The 20,702-nt window shown below is 58.4% G+C and carries 19 protein-coding genes; 9 read left to right on the forward strand and 10 right to left on the reverse strand.

Annotated features, from left to right (window positions below; genetic code table 11):
- Genes dnaA through gyrB form a run of 4 tightly spaced genes read left to right on the forward strand, consistent with a single transcriptional unit; the run spans nucleotide 1 to nucleotide 6,214 of the window.
- On the forward strand, nucleotides 1-1,524 hold the full coding sequence (gene dnaA / locus AC3ISI_RS00005) for a chromosomal replication initiator protein DnaA (RefSeq protein WP_489334902.1): 1,524 nt from the start codon (nucleotides 1-3) through the stop codon (nucleotides 1,522-1,524).
- Between the two features lie 39 nt (nucleotides 1,525-1,563).
- On the forward strand, nucleotides 1,564-2,667 hold the full coding sequence (dnaN, locus tag AC3ISI_RS00010; RefSeq protein WP_489334903.1) for a DNA polymerase III subunit beta: 1,104 nt from the start codon (nucleotides 1,564-1,566) through the stop codon (nucleotides 2,665-2,667).
- Between the two features lie 20 nt (nucleotides 2,668-2,687).
- Nucleotides 2,688-3,791, forward strand: coding sequence for a DNA replication/repair protein RecF (gene recF, locus AC3ISI_RS00015; RefSeq protein WP_008007898.1), 1,104 nt, complete (start codon nucleotides 2,688-2,690; stop codon nucleotides 3,789-3,791).
- Nucleotides 3,792-3,796: 5 nt separating this feature from the next.
- Nucleotides 3,797-6,214 carry a DNA topoisomerase (ATP-hydrolyzing) subunit B gene (gene gyrB, locus AC3ISI_RS00020; RefSeq protein ID WP_489334904.1) on the forward strand — a complete coding sequence of 806 codons (2,418 nt, stop codon included), beginning with the start codon at nucleotides 3,797-3,799 and terminating at the stop codon, nucleotides 6,212-6,214.
- 89 nt (nucleotides 6,215-6,303) lie between these two features.
- Here gyrB and AC3ISI_RS00025 read toward each other — a convergent pair whose 3' ends face one another.
- The 5 genes from AC3ISI_RS00025 to glyQ all read right to left on the reverse strand — a co-directional run bounded on the left by AC3ISI_RS00025 (nucleotide 6,304) and on the right by glyQ (nucleotide 11,727).
- Entirely contained in the window at nucleotides 6,304-7,017 is a 714-nt protein-coding gene (locus AC3ISI_RS00025) for a CatB-related O-acetyltransferase (protein ID WP_489334905.1), read from the reverse strand.
- Nucleotides 7,018-7,320: 303 nt separating this feature from the next.
- On the reverse strand, nucleotides 7,321-8,100 hold the full coding sequence (locus AC3ISI_RS00030; protein ID WP_489334906.1) for a lysophospholipid acyltransferase family protein: 780 nt from the start codon (nucleotides 8,098-8,100) through the stop codon (nucleotides 7,321-7,323).
- 78 nt (nucleotides 8,101-8,178) lie between these two features.
- The gene (gene gmhB, locus AC3ISI_RS00035) at nucleotides 8,179-8,718 is read right to left on the reverse strand and encodes a D-glycero-beta-D-manno-heptose 1,7-bisphosphate 7-phosphatase (RefSeq protein WP_223519786.1); all 540 of its coding nucleotides are present in this window, start codon (nucleotides 8,716-8,718) and stop codon (nucleotides 8,179-8,181) included.
- 4 nt (nucleotides 8,719-8,722) lie between these two features.
- The gene (glyS, locus tag AC3ISI_RS00040; protein WP_489334907.1) at nucleotides 8,723-10,777 is read right to left on the reverse strand and encodes a glycine--tRNA ligase subunit beta; all 2,055 of its coding nucleotides are present in this window, start codon (nucleotides 10,775-10,777) and stop codon (nucleotides 8,723-8,725) included.
- Nucleotides 10,774-11,727 (reverse strand): glycine--tRNA ligase subunit alpha, encoded by a 954-nt coding sequence (gene glyQ, locus AC3ISI_RS00045; protein ID WP_003213601.1) that lies wholly within the window; start codon nucleotides 11,725-11,727, stop codon nucleotides 10,774-10,776. The genes glyS and glyQ overlap by 4 nt, the downstream gene beginning before the upstream one ends.
- An 81-nt stretch (nucleotides 11,728-11,808) precedes the next feature.
- Between glyQ and tag the strand changes: the two genes are divergently transcribed.
- The 3 genes from tag to AC3ISI_RS00060 all read left to right on the forward strand — a co-directional run bounded on the left by tag (nucleotide 11,809) and on the right by AC3ISI_RS00060 (nucleotide 13,605).
- Nucleotides 11,809-12,366, forward strand: a complete 558-nt coding sequence (gene tag / locus AC3ISI_RS00050) for a DNA-3-methyladenine glycosylase I (protein WP_489334908.1) — start codon at nucleotides 11,809-11,811, stop codon at nucleotides 12,364-12,366.
- 39 nt (nucleotides 12,367-12,405) lie between these two features.
- Nucleotides 12,406-13,293, forward strand: coding sequence for a lysophospholipid acyltransferase (locus AC3ISI_RS00055; RefSeq protein WP_489334909.1), 888 nt, complete (start codon nucleotides 12,406-12,408; stop codon nucleotides 13,291-13,293).
- A 72-nt stretch (nucleotides 13,294-13,365) separates the two neighbouring features.
- Entirely contained in the window at nucleotides 13,366-13,605 is a 240-nt protein-coding gene (locus tag AC3ISI_RS00060) for a PilZ domain-containing protein (protein ID WP_489334910.1), read from the forward strand.
- On the opposite strand, the gene AC3ISI_RS00065 is transcribed toward AC3ISI_RS00060, so the two are convergent.
- The 5 genes from AC3ISI_RS00065 to def form a co-directional block, all read right to left on the reverse strand.
- On the reverse strand, nucleotides 13,606-13,920 hold the full coding sequence (locus tag AC3ISI_RS00065) for a tetratricopeptide repeat protein (protein WP_489334911.1): 315 nt from the start codon (nucleotides 13,918-13,920) through the stop codon (nucleotides 13,606-13,608).
- A 176-nt stretch (nucleotides 13,921-14,096) separates the two neighbouring features.
- Nucleotides 14,097-15,470, reverse strand: coding sequence for a Trk system potassium transporter TrkA (trkA, locus tag AC3ISI_RS00070; RefSeq protein ID WP_489334912.1), 1,374 nt, complete (start codon nucleotides 15,468-15,470; stop codon nucleotides 14,097-14,099).
- A gap of 21 nt (nucleotides 15,471-15,491) precedes the next feature.
- A complete protein-coding gene (gene rsmB / locus AC3ISI_RS00075) occupies nucleotides 15,492-16,802 on the reverse strand; it encodes a 16S rRNA (cytosine(967)-C(5))-methyltransferase RsmB (RefSeq protein ID WP_489334913.1) in 1,311 nt (436 codons plus the stop codon).
- Complete coding sequence (gene fmt, locus AC3ISI_RS00080) at nucleotides 16,799-17,758, reverse strand: methionyl-tRNA formyltransferase (RefSeq protein WP_489334914.1); 960 nt, start codon at nucleotides 17,756-17,758, stop codon at nucleotides 16,799-16,801. Before fmt ends, rsmB begins: the two co-directional genes overlap by 4 nt.
- Before the next feature lie 57 nt (nucleotides 17,759-17,815).
- Nucleotides 17,816-18,322: a peptide deformylase gene (gene def / locus AC3ISI_RS00085; RefSeq protein WP_007948122.1), complete on the reverse strand. Its 507-nt coding sequence runs from the start codon at nucleotides 18,320-18,322 to the stop codon at nucleotides 17,816-17,818.
- A gap of 171 nt (nucleotides 18,323-18,493) precedes the next feature.
- Between def and AC3ISI_RS00090 the strand changes: the two genes are divergently transcribed.
- Together AC3ISI_RS00090 and dprA are read left to right on the forward strand one after the other, a co-directional pair.
- Nucleotides 18,494-19,519, forward strand: a complete 1,026-nt coding sequence (locus tag AC3ISI_RS00090; protein ID WP_489334915.1) for a LysM peptidoglycan-binding domain-containing protein — start codon at nucleotides 18,494-18,496, stop codon at nucleotides 19,517-19,519.
- Between the two features lie 79 nt (nucleotides 19,520-19,598).
- On the forward strand, nucleotides 19,599-20,699 hold the full coding sequence (dprA, locus tag AC3ISI_RS00095) for a DNA-processing protein DprA (protein ID WP_489334916.1): 1,101 nt from the start codon (nucleotides 19,599-19,601) through the stop codon (nucleotides 20,697-20,699).
- The last annotated feature ends 3 nt before the right edge of the window (nucleotides 20,700-20,702 follow it).

Genomic DNA, 20,702 nt, shown 5'->3' on the forward strand with positions numbered 1-20,702 from the left:
GTGTCAGTGGAACTTTGGCAGCAGTGCGTGGAGCTTTTGCGCGAAGAGCTGCCTGCCCAACAATTCAACACTTGGATCCGTCCACTACAGGTCGAAGCCGAAGGCGACGAGTTGCGTGTCTACGCACCGAACCGCTTTGTTCTCGACTGGGTCAACGAAAAGTACCTGGGCCGCGTTCTTGAACTGTTGGATGAGCACGGCAACGGCATGGCGCCGGTGTTGTCCTTATTAATAGGCAGCAAACGCAGTTCGGCACCGCGCGCCGCACCGAATGCGCCGTTGGCTGCCGCCGCGTCTCAAGCTCAGGCTGCTCAAGCACCTGTCAGTGCTCCGGCGGCAGCGCCGACTGCCAGCGCACCGACCAAACGTGCAACGCAAAAAGTGGCCGAGATCAATGAAGAGCCGTCTCGCGATAGCTTCGACCCGATGGCCGGCGCCAGCTCGCAGCAAGCTCCGGTGCGCTCCGAGCAGCGCACCGTGCAAGTGGAAGGCGCGCTCAAGCACACCAGTTACCTGAACCGTACCTTCACCTTCGAAAACTTCGTCGAAGGTAAGTCGAACCAACTGGCCCGGGCCGCGGCCTGGCAGGTGGCGGACAATCCCAAGCACGGTTACAACCCGCTCTTCCTTTATGGTGGCGTCGGCTTGGGTAAAACCCACTTGATGCACGCTGTGGGTAACCACCTATTAAAGAAGAACCCGAATGCCAAGGTCGTTTACCTGCATTCGGAGCGTTTCGTGGCCGACATGGTCAAGGCGCTGCAACTGAATGCCATCAACGAGTTCAAACGCTTCTACCGTTCGGTGGATGCGTTGCTGATCGATGACATTCAATTCTTTGCCCGCAAGGAACGTTCGCAGGAAGAGTTTTTCCACACCTTCAACGCCCTGCTTGAAGGCGGCCAGCAGGTCATTCTCACCAGTGACCGCTACCCGAAAGAAATCGAAGGCCTTGAAGAGCGTCTCAAGTCCCGCTTCGGCTGGGGTCTGACGGTTGCCGTCGAGCCGCCGGAGCTGGAAACCCGCGTCGCGATCTTGATGAAAAAGGCCGACCAGGCCAAAGTCGATCTGCCCCATGACGCAGCGTTCTTCATTGCCCAACGCATTCGCTCCAACGTCCGTGAGCTGGAAGGTGCGCTAAAACGCGTAATTGCCCACTCGCACTTCATGGGCCGCGACATCACCATCGAGCTGATTCGCGAATCCCTGAAAGACCTGTTGGCGCTGCAAGACAAACTGGTCTCTGTGGATAACATTCAACGCACCGTCGCCGAGTACTACAAGATCAAGATCTCCGACTTGCTGTCCAAGCGTCGTTCACGCTCGGTCGCACGTCCGCGTCAGGTTGCAATGGCATTGTCCAAAGAGTTGACTAACCACAGCCTGCCGGAAATCGGCGATGTGTTTGGCGGCCGCGACCACACGACTGTTTTGCACGCCTGTCGCAAAATCAACGAGCTTAAGGAATCCGACGCGGACATCCGCGAGGACTACAAGAACCTGCTGCGTACACTGACCACTTGATGAACACCAGCGCAGCTTATTAAGGCAAGGGACTAGACCATGCATTTCACCATTCAACGCGAAGCCCTGTTGAAACCCCTGCAACTGGTCGCAGGCGTCGTTGAGCGCCGACAGACCTTGCCGGTGCTTTCCAACGTGCTGCTGGTTGTCGAAGGCCAGCAATTGTCGCTGACCGGTACCGATCTGGAAGTCGAGCTGGTTGGTCGTGTGCAACTTGAAGAGCCGGCAGATCCTGGTTCCATCACTGTGCCTGCGCGCAAGCTGATGGACATCTGCAAGAGCCTGCCAAACGACGCGCTGATCGACATCAAGGTCGATGAACAGAAACTGGTAGTGAAAGCTGGCCGTAGCCGCTTCACCCTGTCGACCCTGCCGGCCAATGATTTCCCTACCGTGGAAGAAGGTCCGGGCTCGCTGACTTGCAGCCTGGAGCAAAGCAAACTGCGTCGCTTGATCGAGCGCACCAGCTTTGCCATGGCTCAGCAGGACGTTCGTTACTACCTGAACGGTATGCTGCTGGAAGTCTCGGCCGGGATCATTCGCGCCGTGGCCACCGACGGTCACCGTCTGGCCATGTGCTCGATGCAGGCTGATATCGGTCAGCCCGATCGCCATCAGGTCATCGTTCCACGCAAGGGTATCCTTGAACTGGCGCGCCTGCTGACCGAGCCGGACGGCATCGTCAGCATCGTCCTGGGTCAGCACCACATCCGCGCGACCACCGGCGAGTTCACCTTCACCTCGAAACTGGTTGACGGTAAATTCCCGGATTACGAGCGAGTGCTACCTAAAGGCGGTGACAAACTGGTCCTCGGCGACCGTCAGGCGCTGCGTGAAGCCTTCAGTCGTACCGCAATTCTGTCCAACGAGAAGTACCGTGGTATCCGTCTGCAACTGGCCAGCGGTCAACTGAAAATTCAGGCGAACAACCCGGAGCAGGAGGAAGCGGAAGAAGAAGTAGGCGTTGAATACAACGGCGGCAATCTGGAAATCGGCTTCAACGTCAGCTATCTGCTCGACGTACTGGGCGTGATGACCACCGAGCAAGTTCGTCTGATTCTGTCCGACTCCAACAGCAGTGCGCTGGTGCAAGAATCCGACAACGACGACTCGGCTTACGTTGTTATGCCGATGCGCCTGTAATCATGTTCAGCAGAAGCTAGATGTCGCTAAGTCGTGTCTCGGTCACCGCGGTGCGCAATTTGCACCCGGTGACCTTCTCCCCCTCCCCCCGAATCAATATTCTTTACGGCGCCAACGGCAGCGGCAAAACCAGTGTTCTGGAAGCCATTCATCTGCTGGGGCTTGCCCGTTCGTTTCGTAGCAGTCGTTTATTGCCGGTGATTCAGTACGAGCAATTGGCGTGCACCGTGTTTGGCCAGGTTGAATTGGCTGAGGGTGGGCACAGCGCGTTGGGCATCTCGCGTGACCGTCAGGGCGAATTTCAGATCCGTATCGACGGTCAGAATGCTCGCAGCGCGGCGCAACTGGCGGAGATCCTGCCACTACAGCTGATCAACCCTGACAGTTTTCGTTTGCTGGAAGGCGCGCCGAAGATTCGCCGGCAGTTTCTCGACTGGGGCGTGTTCCACGTGGAACCGCGCTTTATGTCCACTTGGCAGCGCTTACAGAAGGCCCTGCGTCAGAGAAACTCTTGGCTGCGACATGGTACACTTGACGCCGTTTCGCAAGCGGTTTGGGACAGGGAACTGTGCCAGGCCAGCGCTGAAATAGATGAATACCGCCGCGCTTACATCAAAGCCTTGAAACCAGTCTTTGAACAGACCTTGAGCGAATTGGTTGAGCTTGAAGGCTTGACCCTCAGCTATTACCGAGGCTGGGATAAAGACCGCGAACTGAGTGCCGTACTCGCTGGGTCTCTTCAACGGGACCAGCAAATGGGGCACACCCAGGCCGGACCACAACGCGCTGATTTGCGCCTCAGACTGGGCGCACATAATGCCGCGGATATCTTGTCCCGGGGTCAGCAGAAGTTGGTGGTCTGTGCATTGCGGATTGCTCAAGGGCACCTGGTTAGCCAGGCCCGACGCGGACAGTGTATTTATCTGGTGGATGACCTGCCGTCGGAACTGGACGAGCACCACCGACGCGCGCTTTGCCGCTTGCTGGAAGACTTACGCTGCCAGGTCTTTATCACCTGTGTAGATCACGAATTATTGAGGGAAGGCTGGCAGACGGAAACGCCAGTCGCTTTGTTCCACGTGGAACAGGGCCGTATCACCCAGACCCACGACCATCGGGAGTGAAGGCATTGAGCGAAGAAAATACGTACGACTCAACGAGCATTAAAGTGCTGAAAGGCCTGGATGCCGTACGCAAACGTCCCGGTATGTACATTGGTGACACCGACGATGGCAGCGGTCTGCACCACATGGTGTTTGAAGTGGTCGATAACTCGATCGACGAAGCTCTCGCCGGCCACTGCGACGACATCAGCATCATCATTCACCCGGATGAGTCCATCACCGTTCGTGACAACGGTCGTGGCATCCCGGTAGACGTGCACAAAGAAGAAGGCGTTTCGGCAGCCGAGGTCATCATGACCGTGCTGCACGCCGGCGGTAAGTTCGACGACAACTCCTACAAAGTATCCGGCGGTCTGCACGGTGTAGGTGTGTCGGTGGTGAACGCGCTGTCCAAAGAACTGATCCTCACTGTTCGCCGCAGCGGCAAGATCTGGGAACAGACTTACGTCCACGGTGTTCCGCAAGAACCGATGAAGATCGTCGGCGAGAGCGAAACCACAGGTACTCAGATTCACTTCAAGCCTTCGGCTGAAACCTTCAAGAACATCCACTTCAGCTGGGACATCCTGGCAAAGCGGATTCGTGAACTGTCCTTCCTCAACTCCGGTGTCGGCATCGTCCTCAAGGATGAACGCAGCGGCAAGGAAGAGCTGTTCAAGTACGAAGGCGGCCTGCGTGCATTTGTTGAATACCTGAACACCAACAAGACTGCGGTCAATCAGGTGTTCCACTTCAACATCCAGCGTGAAGACGGCATTGGTGTGGAAATCGCCCTGCAGTGGAACGACAGCTTTAACGAGAACCTGTTGTGCTTCACCAACAACATTCCTCAGCGCGATGGCGGTACTCACCTGGTGGGTTTCCGTTCTGCTCTGACGCGTAACCTGAACACCTACATCGAAGCTGAAGGTCTGGCGAAAAAGCACAAAGTCGCGACCACCGGTGACGATGCCCGTGAAGGCCTGACCGCGATTATTTCTGTAAAAGTACCGGATCCGAAGTTCAGCTCCCAGACCAAAGACAAGCTGGTCTCTTCCGAAGTGAAGACCGCGGTCGAACAGGAAATGGGCAAGTACTTCTCCGACTTCCTGCTGGAAAACCCGAACGAAGCCAAACTGGTCGTCGGCAAGATGATCGATGCGGCACGTGCGCGTGAAGCGGCGCGTAAAGCCCGTGAGATGACCCGTCGGAAAGGCGCGCTGGATATCGCTGGCTTGCCGGGCAAACTGGCTGACTGCCAGGAAAAAGACCCTGCCCTGTCCGAACTGTACCTCGTGGAAGGTGACTCTGCCGGCGGTTCCGCCAAGCAGGGACGTAACCGCCGCACCCAGGCCATCCTGCCGCTGAAGGGCAAGATTCTGAACGTCGAGAAGGCGCGCTTCGACAAGATGATCTCTTCGCAAGAAGTAGGCACCTTGATCACCGCGCTGGGCTGTGGCATCGGCCGCGATGAATACAACATCGCGAAGCTGCGTTACCACAACATCATCATCATGACCGATGCTGACGTCGACGGTTCGCACATCCGTACCCTGCTGCTGACCTTCTTCTTCCGTCAGTTGCCGGAGCTGATCGAGCGCGGCTACATCTACATCGCCCAGCCGCCGTTGTACAAGGTCAAGAAAGGCAAGCAAGAGCAATACATCAAAGACGACGACGCCATGGAAGAGTACATGACGCAGTCGGCGCTGGAAGACGCGAGCCTGCACCTGAACGAAGACGCTCCAGGTATTTCCGGACCGGCCCTCGAGCGCCTGGTGAATGACTTCCGTCTGGTGATGAAGACCCTCAAGCGTCTGTCGCGTCTGTACCCACAGGAGCTGACCGAGCACTTCATCTACCTGCCAGCGGTGAGCATGGATCAACTGTCCGATCATGCAGCGATGCAGGATTGGCTGGCTCAATACGAAGTTCGCCTGCGCACCGTCGAGAAATCCGGTCTGGTCTACAAAGCCAGCCTGCGTGAAGACCGTGAGCGTAACGTGTGGCTGCCAGAGGTCGAACTGATCTCCCACGGCCTGTCGAACTACGTCACCTTCAACCGCGACTTCTTCGGCAGCAACGATTACAAGACTGTTGTTTCGCTGGGCGCTCAACTCAGCACTCTGCTCGACGACGGTGCGTACATCCAGCGTGGTGAGCGCAAGAAGCCGGTTACCGAGTTCAAGGAAGCCCTTGAATGGCTGATGGCTGAAAGCACCAAGCGTCACACCATCCAGCGATACAAAGGTCTGGGTGAAATGAACCCGGATCAGCTGTGGGAAACCACTATGGACCCAGCACAGCGCCGGATGCTCAAAGTGACCATCGAAGACGCCATTGGCGCAGACCAGATCTTCAACACCCTGATGGGTGATGCGGTCGAACCTCGCCGTGACTTCATCGAAAGCAACGCCCTGGCGGTTTCCAACCTGGACTTCTGATCCAGAGAATCTGCCAAACAAAAAAGGCCAACGTTTAACGTTGGCCTTTTTTTGACTGTGTTTAAGACGAGAACGTTATCCCCATCGATTTACAGCGAGGGCAGGACGCTGCACTTTTTGCGTGTGATTTGAATCTGCTGATAGTTTGCACGACCGTCTTCAGGCCTATCTGCCAGCAGCGCTAACGTGGTCTGAGGATCATTCAACGGTAACGTCTTGAGCAACTCGATATCGCGATCCCACCACTGACTACTGATCAACTCTTCAATTAGCTCAGGTGCATGCCGATACTTGACGACTTTTGCAGGGATCCCGGCAACGATAGCGTAGGGTGGCACGTCATGGGCAACCAAAGCGCGGGTTGCGATGATTGCACCTGTGCCGACTGTGACCCCTTCCAGGATCATTGCACTGTGCCCAATCCAGACATCATGCCCAATCGTTACATCAGCAACCACGGGATCGTAAGTCAGGTCTGTATCGGTGTACTGAAAAGGATGTGAACTAAGCCAGTCTGACGGATGTGAACTCTTCTGCTGTCCGATAAAACAACCACTGCCAATAGAGCAGAATCTACCAATAGAGGACACTGCCGAAAGGACGCAGTCACTTCTGATATAGGTATGAGCACCGATTCCCAGTTTTTTTGATTCTATGATCACATGCCCGAGAGATACCCCCTCTTCCAGTGTCAGCGTTGATCTCTTGAACAACGACAACACACCGCCTGCCATTTTGCATTTGTGCTTACGAATCCATTTCTTCCAATAATGATTTCGAAGGGTTTCAATTATTTTTTTCATAAGAGTTTATTTAGACATCCGTTATAGGGCAAAGCATCTCCCTATGAGCCAATAGCCGAGTCTAAATGAATAGGCGCAGGAGATGAAATGTTAAGGCCTACGCCAGACGCCCTCGCCATAGGAAAACCGCAAACGATGGGCATAAAAAAACCGGCTATATCAGCCGGTTTTTTTGCGTCCTGAAAAAACTTATGCACCATTTTTGGCGTTTTATGTGTTTAAGAAATATGTATATAAATCATTATCTTACAAAACAAAAACGCTGATTTTCGAGAAAACGGTACACAGGTTATCCACAGAATCTCAGACAGCCACTTGATCATTGGCGGTCGGTGCCGCCGGGGTGGCCGGCAGCGAACCCATTTCCCGTTGCATCTGCTCGTTCCAGGCTTGTACCCGGTCGTTCAGATCGGCAATGGCACGGGGCCCGCTACCCTCGGCGTACATCGGTGCGCCGATGATCACGGTAATGACACCCTGCTTCTTCGCCCAACCGCTTTTTGGCCAGAACTTGCCGGCATTGTGCGCAATCGGCAGTACCGGAAGCGCGGCATTGACGGCCAACGCGGTGCCACCGCGTGAGAACTTGCCGATCGTGCCAAAAGGAACGCGCGTCCCCTCAGGGAAGATCAACACCCAGACGCCATCCTTCAGCAGTTCGTCGCCCTTCTTCGCCACATGCTTGAGCGCGGCTTTCGGATTGTCGCGGTCGATGGCAATCGGTCGCAGCATGGCCATGGCCCAGCCGAAGAACGGCACATACAGCAATGAGCGCTTGAGCACCTGGCTCAACGGCTCGAAGTAAGCGGAGAGAAAGAACGTCTCCCACGTGCTCTGATGGTTCGACTGAATCACGCAGGGCTGGTCAGGCACGTTCTCGGCACCCTTCACTTCGTAACTGATGCCCAGAAATGCTTTGCTCAGCCACAAGGCGCAGCGGCACCAGTACACGTTGATGAAACGATAACGCGCCTTGAACGGCAGAAACGGCGCGATAAAAAAGCTCAGGCTGCACCAGAGCAATGAGCTGGTGCCCAGCAGAAGGTAAAAGAGGAAGGTTCTGATGGCCTGCAGTATCGACATGGTGACGTTTACCGTGCGGGCTCTGCCCGTCTATAAGCGCACTCCCGATCAGTCCTTAATCGGAACAATCGAAGCACTTTAATTGTGGATAAGTTCTGCGGCAATCGCCGCCAGATCGTCAAAAATCAAGGTGCCTACCGGTAGGGACTTGCCCAACGTCTTTTCGCCTTTCCCGGTCTTTACCAAAACTGGCTGTGAATCGACGGCTTTGGCGGCTTCCAGGTCACCAAGGCTGTCGCCAACGAACCAAAGATGGGTCAGCGACACGTTGTAATGCTCGGCGATGGTTTTCAACATCCCGGGTTTCGGTTTGCGGCAATCGCAGCCTTCGTCTGGTCCGTGAGGACAATAGACGATCAGCCCGACTTCACCGCCCTGCTCCGCCACCAACGAGCGCAAGCGCTCGTGCATGGCGTCCAGGGTGGCGATGTCGTAATAGCCGCGAGCGATGCCCGACTGGTTGGTAGCGACCGCTACCGTCCAGCCGGCCTTGCTCAACTGCGCGATCGCTTCGATCGAACCGGGGAGTGGAATCCACTCCTCCACCGACTTGATGTAAGCGTCGGAGTCGTAATTGATCACCCCGTCGCGATCGAGAATCAGCAGTTTCAACAGCAGCCCCTTAGCTCAGCAGCGAAATATCAGCGACGCCGAGGAACAGGCCACGCAGACGCGCCAGCAATGCATAACGGTTGGCGCGGACCTTGGCATCTTCCGCGTTGACCATCACTGCTTCGAAGAACGCATCCACCGGCTCACGCAGGGCAGCCAGGCGTGCCAGCGATTCGCTGTACTGACGCGCAGCGGCCATCGGCTGGACAGCCTGGTCAGCCTGCTGGATCGCGGAGTACAAGGAGAACTCGTTAGCATTGTCGAAGTACTTGGCTTCAACCACCGTCGGAACGGAACCTTCGACCTTGCTCAGCAAGTTCGATACGCGCTTGTTCACTGCAGCCAAGGCTGCAGCTTCGGGCAATTTGCGGAAGGCTTCTACTGCTTGAACACGCTGGTCGAAGTCCAGTGCCGAACCCGGCTTCAGGGCACGCACCGACAGGTAAGTCGCGACATCCACGCCTTCGTCTTCGTAACGGGCACGCAGACGGTCGAAGATGAACTCCAGCACGGCGTCGTTGAGGCCGGCTGCCTTGACCTTGGCACCGAACGCATTCACGGCGAAAGCCACGGCGTCGTTCAGGTCCAAATCGAGCTTCTTGTCGATCAGGATACGCAGCACGCCGAGTGCAGCACGGCGCAAGGCGTACGGGTCTTTGCTACCGGTTGGCAGCATGCCGATACCGAAAATGCCCACCAGCGTGTCGAGCTTGTCGGCGATGGCCACGGCCGCACCGGTCAGGGTGGTCGGCAGTTCAGCGCCAGCACCGCGCGGCATGTACTGCTCGTTCAGCGCCAGGGCGACTTCTTCCGGCTCGCCGTCATTGAGGGCGTAGTAGTAACCGGCGACGCCTTGCATCTCCGGGAACTCACCGACCATTTCGGTCGACAGGTCGCACTTGGACAGCAGGCCCGCACGGGAAGCCCAGGCCGCGTTGCCACCAATGCGTTGCGCGATGAACGCCGCGAGTTTGGAAACGCGCTCGGCCTTGTCGTAGACGCTGCCGAGTTTTTCCTGGAACACCACGTTTTGCAGGCGCTGGTTGAAGTCTTCGAGTTTTTGCTTCTTGTCTTGCTTGAAGAAGAACTCGGCGTCGGTCAGGCGTGGGCGAACCACTTTCTCGTTACCGGCGATGATCTGCTGTGGGTCTTTGCTTTCGATGTTGGCCACGGTAATGAAACGTGGCAGCAACTTGCCGTCGGCATCCAGCAGGCAGAAGTACTTCTGGTTGTCCTGCATGGTGGTGATCAGCGCTTCTTGCGGCACGTCGAGGAAACGTTCTTCGAACGAGCACACCAGCGGCACAGGCCATTCAACCAGCGCGGTCACTTCGTCGAGCAGCGCCGGCGGAACGATCGCCGTGCCTTCCTGACGGGTAGCCAGCTCTTTGGTGCGTTTGCTGATGATGTCGCGACGTTCGTTGGCATCGGCCAGGACATAAGCGGCCCGCAAGTCGGCCAGGTAATTGGCCGGCGAGGTGATGCATACGTTTTCCGGGTGGTGGAAGCGGTGACCACGGGAATCACGGCCAGCCTTCTGGGCGAGGATGGTGCAATCGATGACTTCGTCACCGAGCAGCATCACCAGCCATTGGGTCGGACGAACGAACTCTTCCTTGCGAGCGCCCCAACGCATGCGTTTCGGGATCGGCAGGTCGTTCAGCGAATCTTCGACGATGGTCGGCAGCAGGCTCGAAGTCGGCTTGCCGGCGATGCTTTGGCTGTAACGCAGCTTCGGGCCGCTCTGATCGATTTCGCTCAGCTCGACGCCGCACTTCTTGGCAAAACCCAGGGCTGCCTGGGTCGGGTTGCCTTCGGCATCGAACGCAGCCTGACGTGGCGGGCCATCGAGATTGATGCTGCGATCCGGCTGCTGCGTGGCCAGCGAGGTAATCAGCACAGCCAGGCGACGTGGCGCGGCGTAGACGGTTTTGGTCTCGTAGTTCAGGCCGGCGGCTTGCAGGCCCTTGTCGATACCGGCGAGGAACGCCTCGGCCAGGGTGTTCAGGGCTTTGGGTGGCAGTTCTTCAGTGCCCAGTTCAACCAGAAAATCCAGAGCACTCATTGTGCAGCCTCCAGCTTGGCCAGTACTTCATCACGCAGGTCCGGGGTCGCCATCGGGAAGCCCAGCTTGGCGCGAGCCAGCAGGTAGGCTTGCGCAACGGAACGCGCCAGGGTGCGCACACGCAGAATGTATTGCTGACGCGCAGTCACCGAGATCGCCCGGCGCGCATCCAGCAGGTTGAAAGTATGGGAGGCCTTCAACACCATTTCGTAGCTCGGCAACGGCAGCGGCTGGTCGAGTTCGATCAGGCGCTTGGCTTCGCTTTCGTAGAAATCGAACAGTTCGAACAGCTTCTCGACATTGGCGTGTTCAAAGTTGTAGGTCGACTGCTCCACTTCGTTCTGGTGGAACACATCGCCGTAGGTCACTTTGCCAAACGGACCGTCAGCCCAGACCAGGTCGTAGACCGAGTCCACGCCTTGCAGGTACATGGCCAGACGTTCCAGACCGTAAGTGATCTCGCCGGTCACCGGGTAGCATTCGATGCCGCCCGCTTGCTGGAAGTACGTGAACTGCGTCACTTCCATGCCGTTGAGCCAGACTTCCCAGCCCAGACCCCAGGCGCCGAGGGTCGGCGATTCCCAGTTGTCTTCGACGAAGCGAATGTCGTGGACCAACGGGTCCAGGCCGACGTGCTTGAGGGAGCCCAGGTACAGTTCCTGGAAGTTGTCCGGGTTCGGCTTCAGTACCACCTGGAACTGATAGTAGTGCTGCAGACGGTTCGGGTTTTCGCCGTAGCGGCCGTCAGTCGGACGACGACTGGGCTGCACATAAGCGGCGTTCCAGGTTTCCGGGCCAATGGCGCGCAGGAATGTTGCAGTGTGGAAAGTGCCGGCGCCTACTTCCATATCGTAGGGCTGAAGTACCACACAACCTTGCTCGGCCCAGTATTGCTGGAGGGCGAGGATCAAGTCTTGGAAGGTACGCACGGCTGGCGTAGGCTGGCTCACGAAATTCACCTGTTTCTTGGGCTGCGATTTAAAGAGCGGGAGTATACCCGATTCATTGCTGCGCACGCCCCCTGGAGCCTTATGCCACGCTGCTTTTGGTGTTCCGAAGATCCGCTGTACATGGCTTATCACGACCAGGAGTGGGGCACGCCGCTACGCGATGCGCAGGGATTGTTCGAGTTACTTTTGCTCGAAGGGTTCCAGGCCGGCCTCTCCTGGATCACGGTCTTGCGTAAACGGGAGCGTTATCGCGAGGTAATGTTCGGCTTCGACGTCCAGCGCGTGGCGCAGATGAGCGATGCGGAAATCGATGAATTGATGCTCGATCCAGGCATCATCCGTAACCGCCTTAAACTCAATGCTGCCCGGCGCAATGCCCAAGCCTGGCTGGTGCTGGAGGACCCGGTGGAGTTTCTCTGGTCCTTCGTCGGCGGTACGCCTGTGATCAATCATTTCAAGGATCGCACCGAAGTGCCGGCGGTCACGCCAGTGGCGGTGGAAATGAGTAAAGGCCTGAAAAAGGCAGGCTTCACGTTCGTCGGCCCGACGATTTGTTACGCGCTGATGCAGGCCTCGGGCATGGTCATGGACCACACCCGCGATTGCGATCGCTACGCGACCTTGGCGAACGGCGGTTAGAATAGCCGCCTCGCGCACAGCACAAATCAGGAGTGACCTGTGGATAAGTTTAAAGGCGCCTTGCTGGTAGGCGCTCTGCGGCTGTTTGCCCTGCTCCCGTGGCGGGCAGTGCAAGCGGTGGGCTCGGCGATTGGCTGGGCCATGTGGAAAACCCCCAACCGTTCCCGCGACGTGGTGCGGATCAATTTGGCCAAATGTTTCCCGGACATGGACCCCGCCGAGCGCGAACGCCTGGTCGGCCAGAGCCTGAAAGACATCGGCAAGTCCCTGACCGAAAGCGCTTGCGCCTGGATCTGGCCCGCGCAGCGCTCCATTGATCTGGTGCGCGAAGTCGAAGGCCTCGATGTGTTGAAGAACGCCCTCGCCTCCGGCAAAGGGGTCGTGGGTATTACCAGCCACCTGGGCAACTGGGAAGTGTTGAACCACTTCTACTGCAACCAGTGCAAACCGATCATTTTCTACCGGCCACCGAAGTTGAAGGCTGTGGATGAATTGCTGCGCAAACAGCGGGTGCAATTGGGCAACCGGGTGGCTGCTTCCACCAAGGAAGGCATCCTCAGCGTGATCAAGGAAGTGCGCAAAGGTGGTGCAGTGGGCATTCCGGCTGACCCGGAACCGGCCGAATCCGCCGGGATCTTCGTGCCCTTCTTCGCCACTCAGGCGCTGACCAGCAAGTTCGTGCCGAACATGCTGGCCGGCGGCAAAGCGGTCGGCGTGTTCTTGCATGCGCTGCGGTTGCCGGACGGTTCGGGTTACAAAGTCATTCTGGAAGCGGCGCCAGAGGCCATGTACAGCACCGACACCGAGACGTCCTGCGCGGCCATGAGCCAAGTAGTCGAGCGCTATGTACGGGCTTATCCAAGCCAGTACATGTGGAGCATGAAGCGCTTCAAGAAGCGTCCCCCGGGTGAAGCACGCTGGTATTGAGTCCATTGGCATGATCTGTGGATAATTTTAGGGCCAAGGTTATCCACAGCTGTTCATTAAAGGGCGCAGCAGATGTCCGAACACCGCAAATCGTTTCGCATCAAAATCAGTCATGAAAGCTTCGGCGAATGCCTGGGCCAGACACGCAACCTTTCAGCCACGGGTGTCTACGTCAAGCACCCCGGCTTGTCGTCGTTGCCTAAAGGCGCAGTGGTTTATGGGCAGGTGCAGGACTTACCCACAGGTGCGCCGCGTGTGCGCATGGAAGTGATTCAGGTGGATGGCGAAGGAATAGGCCTGCGTTATCTCTGATCAGTGCGCGTTTCGCTCAAGTTTCTTCAGAAACACCGTCATCTCCTTCTCGGCCTGCTTGTCGCCGTGGGCGCGGGCGGCTTCCAGACCTTGTTCCCATGCCTGACGAGCGGCGGGGAAATCCTCCAGCGCCAGATGAGCCTTGCCCAACAGCTTCCACGCCGCTGAATACTTCGGATCGAATTCGACGCAACGCTGGAAATGCTCGGCAGCCTTGGCGTTTTCCCCGAGATCCAGGTAGCCCTTGCCCAAGCCGAATCGTAGCAGCGAGTTATCCACACCCTTGACGAGCATTTTTTCCAGGGACTCGATCATCTGTGAATTCCTTATTGGGGTTATTCAGGGATGCCTATGTGTTCTTGAGATCGCATTCGCGGGCAAGCCCGCTCCCACAGTGTTTTGCAGTGGACACTTTTCTTGTGTACGGCCGAGATACCTGTGGGAGCGGGCTTGCCCGCGAAGAGGCCAGTTCAGCCAGCGCAAATTCCCGATCAGAAGAAGCTAAGCCCCACATGAAACAACTTCTCCACATCCCGAATATGCTTTTTATCCACAAGGAACAAAATCACATGGTCGCCAGCTTCGATCACCGTATCGTCATGCGCAATGATCACTTCTTCATCACGAATGATCGCGCCAATCGTCGTACCCGGCGGTAAACCGATGTTCTCGATAGCCTTGCCAATCACCTTGCTCGACTTCGCATCGCCATGGGCAATTGCCTCGATGGCCTCCGCCGCGCCCCGGCGCAAGGAGTGCACGCTGACGATATCGCCACGGCGCACGTGGGCCAGCAACGTGCCGATAGTCGCCAGTTGCGGGCTGATGGCGATGTCGATGTCGCCGCCCTGAATCAAATCAACGTACGCCGGGTTGTTGATGATCGTCATCACCTTCTTCGCGCCCAGGCGCTTGGCCAGCAGCGAAGACATGATGTTGGCTTCGTCATCGTTGGTCAGGGCCAGGAAGATATCGGCGTCGGCAATGTTCTCTTCCATCAGCAAGTCGCGGTCGGAGGCACTGCCTTGCAACACCACGGTGCTGTCGAGGGTGTCCGAGAGATGGCGGCAGCGAGCCGGATTCATCTCGATGATCTTCACCTGATAGCGGCTTTCGATGGCCTCGGCCAGACGCTCACCGATCTGCCCGCCCCCAGCAATAACGATACGTTTGTAGGATTCATCCAGCCGACGCATTTCGCTCATCACGGCGCGAATATTGGCCTTGGCGGCGATGAAAAACACTTCGTCGTCCGCCTCGATGACGGTATCACCCTGCGGCAGGATCGGCCGGTCACGGCGGAAAATCGCAGCGACGCGGGTTTCGACATTTGGCATGTGTTCGCGTAGTTGACGCAGTTGCTGACCCACCAGCGGTCCGCCGTAGTAGGCCTTCACCGCAACCAACTGCGCTTTTCCTTCAGCGAAATCGATTACCTGCAAAGCGCCCGGATGCTCGATCAGACGCTTGATGTAGTTGGTCACCACTTGTTCCGGACTGATCAGCACGTCGACCGGGATCGCGTCGTTATCGAACAATTCGGAGCGCGTGAGGTAGGAGGCTTCGCGCACCCGAGCGATTTTGGTCGGCGTGTGGAACAGCGTGTGTGCGACCTGACAGGCCACCATGTTGGTTTCGTCGCTGTTGGTCACGGCCACCAGCATGTCGGCATCGTCCGCACCGGCCTGGCGGAGCACCGTTGGCAGTGAGCCGCGGCCCTGAACGGTGCGGATGTCCAGCCGATCACCGAGGTCACGCAGGCGTTCGCCGTCGGTGTCGACCACCGTGATGTCATTGGCTTCGCTGGCCAAATGTTCTGCCAGCGAACCGCCGACCTGCCCCGCACCGAGGATGATGATTTTCATCCAGTTACTCCATTCAATCCGTTAACCGCGCGCGGCGGCAATCTTGATCAGTTTGGCGTAATAGAACCCGTCATGCCCGCCTTCCTGGGCCAATAACTGGCGACCGTGAGGTTGCTTGATGCCTGCCGTGGTGACGAGGTCCAGTTCACGGGCACCTGGCGTGCGGGCGAGGAACGCTTCGATGACCTCGGTGTTTTCAGTCGGCAATGTGGAACACGTGGCGTAGAGCAGAATTCCGCCAACCTCCAGGGTAATCCACATGGCATCGAGCAATTCGCCCTGAAGCACCGCGAGCGCGGCGATGTCGTCGGGCTGGCGCGTCAGTTTGATGTCCGGGTGACGACGGATGACGCCGGTGGCCGAGCACGGCGCATCCAGCAGGATGCGCTGGAACGGTTTGCCGTCCCACCAGACGGCAGTGTCACGCCCGTCGGCGGCGATCAGTTCGGCGCTCAATTTCAGGCGTTCGAGGTTTTCTCGCACCCGCACCAGACGCTTGGCTTCAAGGTCCACCGCCACGACACCGGCCAGTTTTGGCTCGGCTTCAAGGATGTGGCAGGTTTTGCCGCCCGGTGCGCAGCAAGCATCGAGCACCCGTTGGCCCGGCGCCAGGTCGAGCAGGTCGGCAGCCAATTGCGCCGCCTCATCTTGCACGCTGATCCAGCCTTCGGCGAAGCCCGGCAAGCTGCGCACGTCGGCGGCGGCCTCAAGGATGATGCCGTCCTGACTGTAAACGCACGGCGTTGCGGCGATCCCGGCTTCGGTCAGCAACCCAAGGTAGGCGTCGCGGGTGTGATGGCGACGGTTGACCCGCAGAATCATCGGCGGATGCGCGTTGTTCGCCGCGCAAATGGCTTCCCATTGCTCGGGCCAGAATGCTTTCAAGGATTTTTGCAGCCAGCGCGGATGCGCGGTACGCACCACCGGGTCGTGTTCCAGCTCGACCAGCAGCGCTTCGCTTTCCCGTTGGGCGCGGCGCAACACGGCGTTGAGCAAGGCCTTGGCCCAGGGCTTTTTCAGCTTGTCGGCACAACCAACCGTTTCACCGATAGCGGCGTGAGCCGGAACGCGGGTGTAGAGCAGTTGATAAAGGCCGACCAGCAACAGCGCTTCGACGTCCGCATCTGCAGCCTTGAAGGGCTTTTGCAGCAGTTTGGCCGCCAGCGCCGACAACCGTGGCTGCCAGCGCGCGGTACCGAACGCCAGGTCCTGAGTGAAGCCGCGATCGCGGTCTTCAACCTTGTCCATTTGTGTCGGCAGGGAACTGTTGAGCGAGGCTTTTCCGTTCAGAACAGCGGCAAGTGCCTTGGCGGCGGCCAGACGCGGGTTCATTGAGCGTCCGCCGTTTGACCGAGCACGGTGCCGACGGCGAACTTCTCTTTACGGCTGTTGAACAGATCGCTGAAGTTCAGCGCTTTGCCGCCGGGCAATTGCAGGCGGGTCAGGCACAGCGCTTGCTCACCGCAAGCGACGAGCAAGCCGTCCTTGCTGGCGCTGAGGATTTCCCCCGGTGCGCCCTTCCCTTCAGTGAGGCTTGCGGCCAGCACTTTCAGCGCTTCGCCGTTCAGTGTGCTGTGGGTAATCGGCCATGGGTTGAAGGCGCGAACCAGACGCTCCAGATCGATGGCCGGGCGGGTCCAGTCGATGCGCGCTTCGTCCTTGTTCAATTTATGAGCATAAGTGGCGAGGCTGTCGTCCTGCACTTCGCCGTCCAACGTGCCAGCGGCGAGGCCGGCAATCGCTTGAATCACGGCCGGTGGGCCCAGTTCGGCCAGACGATCGTGGAGGCTGCCGCCGGTGTCGTCACCACTGATTGGCGTGGTGACTTTGAGCAGCATCGGCCCGGTGTCCAGGCCCAGCTCCATGCGCATCACGGTCACGCCGCTTTCACTGTCACCCGCTTCGACGGCGCGCTGAATCGGCGCCGCCCCGCGCCAGCGTGGCAGCAGGGACGCGTGGCTGTTGATGCAACCCAGGCGCGGAATATCCAACACCGCTTGCGGCAGGATCAGGCCGTAGGCGACCACCACCAGCAAATCTGGCTTGAGCGCGGCCAGTTCGGTCTGAGCGTCTTCGTTGCGCAGGGTTGGCGGTTGCAACACCGGGATGTTGTTTTCCAGTGCGAGTTGCTTGACCGGGCTCGGCATCAGCTTTTGCCCACGGCCCGCCGGACGGTCCGGCTGGGTGTAAACCGCGACGATCTCGTAAGGGCTGTCGAGCATGGCCTTGAGGTGTTCGGCGGCGAATTCCGGGGTCCCGGCAAAGACGATGCGCAGTGGCTCAGTCATGTAGAAGGTCTCGCAAAAGAAAAAGGCTTGCCGCAGCAAGCCTTTGAAAGGAGGGCATCAAGCGTTCTGGCGATGGAGCTTTTCCAGTTTTTTCTTGATTCGGTCGCGTTTGAGACTCGATAGATAATCGACGAACAATTTGCCGTTCAGGTGGTCGCATTCATGCTGGATGCACACGGCGAGCAGGCCTTCGGCGATCAGTTCGTAAGGTTGGCCGTCGCGGTCCAGGGCCTTGACCTTGACCTTCTGCGGGCGATCGACGTTTTCGTAGAAGCCCGGCACCGAGAGACAGCCTTCCTGATACTGCTCCATCTCGTCGGTCAGGGTTTCGAACTCGGGGTTGATGAACACCCGTGGTTCGGAGCGGTCTTCGGAGAGGTCCATCACCACGATGCGTTTGTGCACGTTGACCTGGGTCGCGGCGAGGCCGATGCCTGGCGCTTCATACATTGTTTCAAACATGTCATCGACCAACTGACGCACTTCGTCGTCCACTACGGCCACAGGTTTGGCGATAGTGCGCAGGCGCGAGTCGGGGAATTCGAGGATGTTTAAAATGGCCATAAGCTTGATGACTGCACGTGTGAAGTAAGGTCGGGACGGTGGCCTGGTGAGTCCGAAGAGGCAGGCTACCTTTGTAAAACGTAGCTCCCTTCGCTTCATAAGCAAGCCGGGAGCGAGCCACTGAGGGCTCAAGCGTTTCACGCGAACGCACATAATAAAGGGATTCACCGCATGAGGAAATCACTACTCGCCTTGCTCCTTCTGGCCTCGGCCGGTCTGGCGCACGGGCAAGTGCAACTCAAGGAAGGTTTTCCACAGCAATACACAGTGGTTGCGGGGGACACACTCTGGGACATTTCCGGTAAATACCTGCGCCAGCCGTGGCAATGGCCCGAGCTGTGGCAGGCCAATTCGCACATCGAGAATCCTGATCTCATCTACCCCGGCGACTTGCTGTCGCTGGTTTACGTCAACGGCCAGCCACGTCTGACCCTCAATCGTGGAGCCTCTCGCGGCACCCTCAAGCTCTCGCCACAGGTGCGCAGCTCGTCGGTAGTCGATGCCATCCCCAGCATTCCGCTGCGTTCGATCAACAGTTTCTTGCTGAGCAACCGCATCGTCGACAAGGTCGAGGATTTCGACAAGGCGCCTTATGTCGTGGCCGGCGATGCCGAACGTGTGTTGAGCGGCACCGGAGACCGCATCTTCGCGCGCGGCCATTTCGATCCCGATCAGCCGGCTTACGGGATCTTCCGTCAGGGCAAGGTTTACACCGACCCCGAGACCCAAGAGTTTTTGGGGATCAACGCCGATGACATCGGTGGTGGCGAAATTATTGCCACTGAAGGCGATGTCGCCACCCTCGCCTTGCAGCGCACGACGCAGGAAGTGCGTCTGGGGGACCGTTTGTTTAGCGGTGAGGAGCGGTCGATCAATTCGTCCTTCATGCCCGGTGCGCCGAAAACACCGGTTAACGGGTTGATCATCGATGTTCCGCGTGGGGTGACGCAGATCGGCGCGATGGATGTGGTCACGCTGAACAAGGGGCTGCGTGATGGCCTGGCCGAAGGCAACGTGCTGGTGGTGATGAAAACCGGCGAAACCGTGCGCGACCGGATCACCGGCCAGCCGCTGAAAATTCCCGATGAGCGGGCCGGGTTGCTCATGGTTTTTCGCACCTACGACAAGCTCAGCTACGGTCTGGTACTCAACGCTTCGCGCTCGCTGGCCGTGATGGACAAGGTGCGAAATCCTTAGCCAGCTCCACAAGTTACCAACAGAGTTATCCACAGCTTATTCCCGTTCCGACGGGGCTCATAACGATCAAGGATGATCCATGTCACTGACTGCCGTTACCCCGGTTTCCCCTGCGGAACTGGAAGCTCGTTTACGTTTGCACCGTTTGCCGGAACTCGGCCCGGCGCGGTTCAAAAAATTACTTGAGGCCTTCGGCTCGGCGTCCAAAGCCATCAGCGCGCCGGCCAGTGCCTGGCGTTCACTGGGCTTGCCATTGGCGTGCGCCGAGGCTCGACGCGCCAATGAAGTGCGCGATGGCGCCAGCCACGCATTGGCCTGGCTAGAGCGTCCGGGCCAGCATTTACTGATGTGGGACCAGCCTGAGTACCCTGCGCTGCTCGCAGAAATCAGCGACGCACCGCCCCTGTTATTCGTCGCGGGCGATCCGGGGATTCTGGAGAAACCGCAGCTGGCGATGGTCGGTAGCCGACGTGCTTCGCGTCCGGGCATGGACACGGCCGCCGCGTTTTCCCGCAGTCTGGCCGGCGCCGGTTTCGTCATCACCAGTGGTCTGGCGCTGGGCATTGATGCTGCCGCGCATCAAGCCGCTTTGGACGTCGGCGGGCGAACGGTGGGCGTACTTGGCACGGGACTTGAAAAGTTTTATCCACAACGCAATCGACGACTCGCCGATGCCATGATCGCGTCGGGCAGTGCGGTGCTTTCGGAGTTCCCGCTGGACGCCGGCCCGACCGCCAGCAACTTTCCCCGGCGCAATCGAATCATCAGCGGTTTGTCGCTCGGTGTGCTGGTGGTCGAGGCGAGTGTGGCGAGTGGTTCGCTGATCACCGCGAGGCTGGCGGCGGAGCAAGGTCGGGAGGTGTATGCGATTCCTGGATCGATCCATCATCCCGGAGCCAAAGGCTGTCATCAGTTGATCCGGGACGGCGCGATGCTGGTGGAGACCATCGAACATATCCTCGAAGCCTTGCGCGGCTGGCAACAGTTACCGTTGTACAGCGAGGCTCCTTCGGTGACCAATCCGTTGCTCATGCTGCTGCACGCGGCCCCGCACACCAGTGAAGCGTTGTCCGTCACCAGCGGCTGGGCCTTGCCCAAAGTGCTGGCGGCGCTGACCGAGCTGGAAATGGATGGCCGCGCCGTTTGCGAAAGCGGGCGCTGGTTTGCGCGGGTGAGCTAGGTT

The sequence above is a fragment of the Pseudomonas sp. GL_139_B genome, assembly GCF_057834475.1.

Bases quoted from the DNA above. Each gene is read 5' to 3' on its own strand.
- tag (WP_489334908.1), top strand. From the start codon at position 11,809: ATGCCACGCTGCTTTTGGTGTTCCGAAGATCCGCTGTACATGGCTTAT.
- dprA (WP_489334916.1), top strand. From the start codon at position 19,599: ATGTCACTGACTGCCGTTACCCCGGTTTCCCCTGCGGAACTGGAAGCT.
- glyS (WP_489334907.1), bottom strand. From the start codon at position 10,777: ATGAGTGCTCTGGATTTTCTGGTTGAACTGGGCACTGAAGAACTGCCA.
- rsmB (WP_489334913.1), bottom strand. From the start codon at position 16,802: ATGAACCCGCGTCTGGCCGCCGCCAAGGCACTTGCCGCTGTTCTGAAC.
- def (WP_007948122.1), bottom strand. From the start codon at position 18,322: ATGGCCATTTTAAACATCCTCGAATTCCCCGACTCGCGCCTGCGCACT.
- dnaN (WP_489334903.1), top strand. From the start codon at position 1,564: ATGCATTTCACCATTCAACGCGAAGCCCTGTTGAAACCCCTGCAACTG.
- AC3ISI_RS00060 (WP_489334910.1), top strand. From the start codon at position 13,366: ATGTCCGAACACCGCAAATCGTTTCGCATCAAAATCAGTCATGAAAGC.
- AC3ISI_RS00065 (WP_489334911.1), bottom strand. From the start codon at position 13,920: ATGATCGAGTCCCTGGAAAAAATGCTCGTCAAGGGTGTGGATAACTCG.
- AC3ISI_RS00030 (WP_489334906.1), bottom strand. From the start codon at position 8,100: ATGTCGATACTGCAGGCCATCAGAACCTTCCTCTTTTACCTTCTGCTG.
- trkA (WP_489334912.1), bottom strand. From the start codon at position 15,470: ATGAAAATCATCATCCTCGGTGCGGGGCAGGTCGGCGGTTCGCTGGCA.
- fmt (WP_489334914.1), bottom strand. From the start codon at position 17,758: ATGACTGAGCCACTGCGCATCGTCTTTGCCGGGACCCCGGAATTCGCC.
- recF (WP_008007898.1), top strand. From the start codon at position 2,688: ATGTCGCTAAGTCGTGTCTCGGTCACCGCGGTGCGCAATTTGCACCCG.
- AC3ISI_RS00090 (WP_489334915.1), top strand. From the start codon at position 18,494: ATGAGGAAATCACTACTCGCCTTGCTCCTTCTGGCCTCGGCCGGTCTG.
- AC3ISI_RS00025 (WP_489334905.1), bottom strand. From the start codon at position 7,017: ATGAAAAAAATAATTGAAACCCTTCGAAATCATTATTGGAAGAAATGG.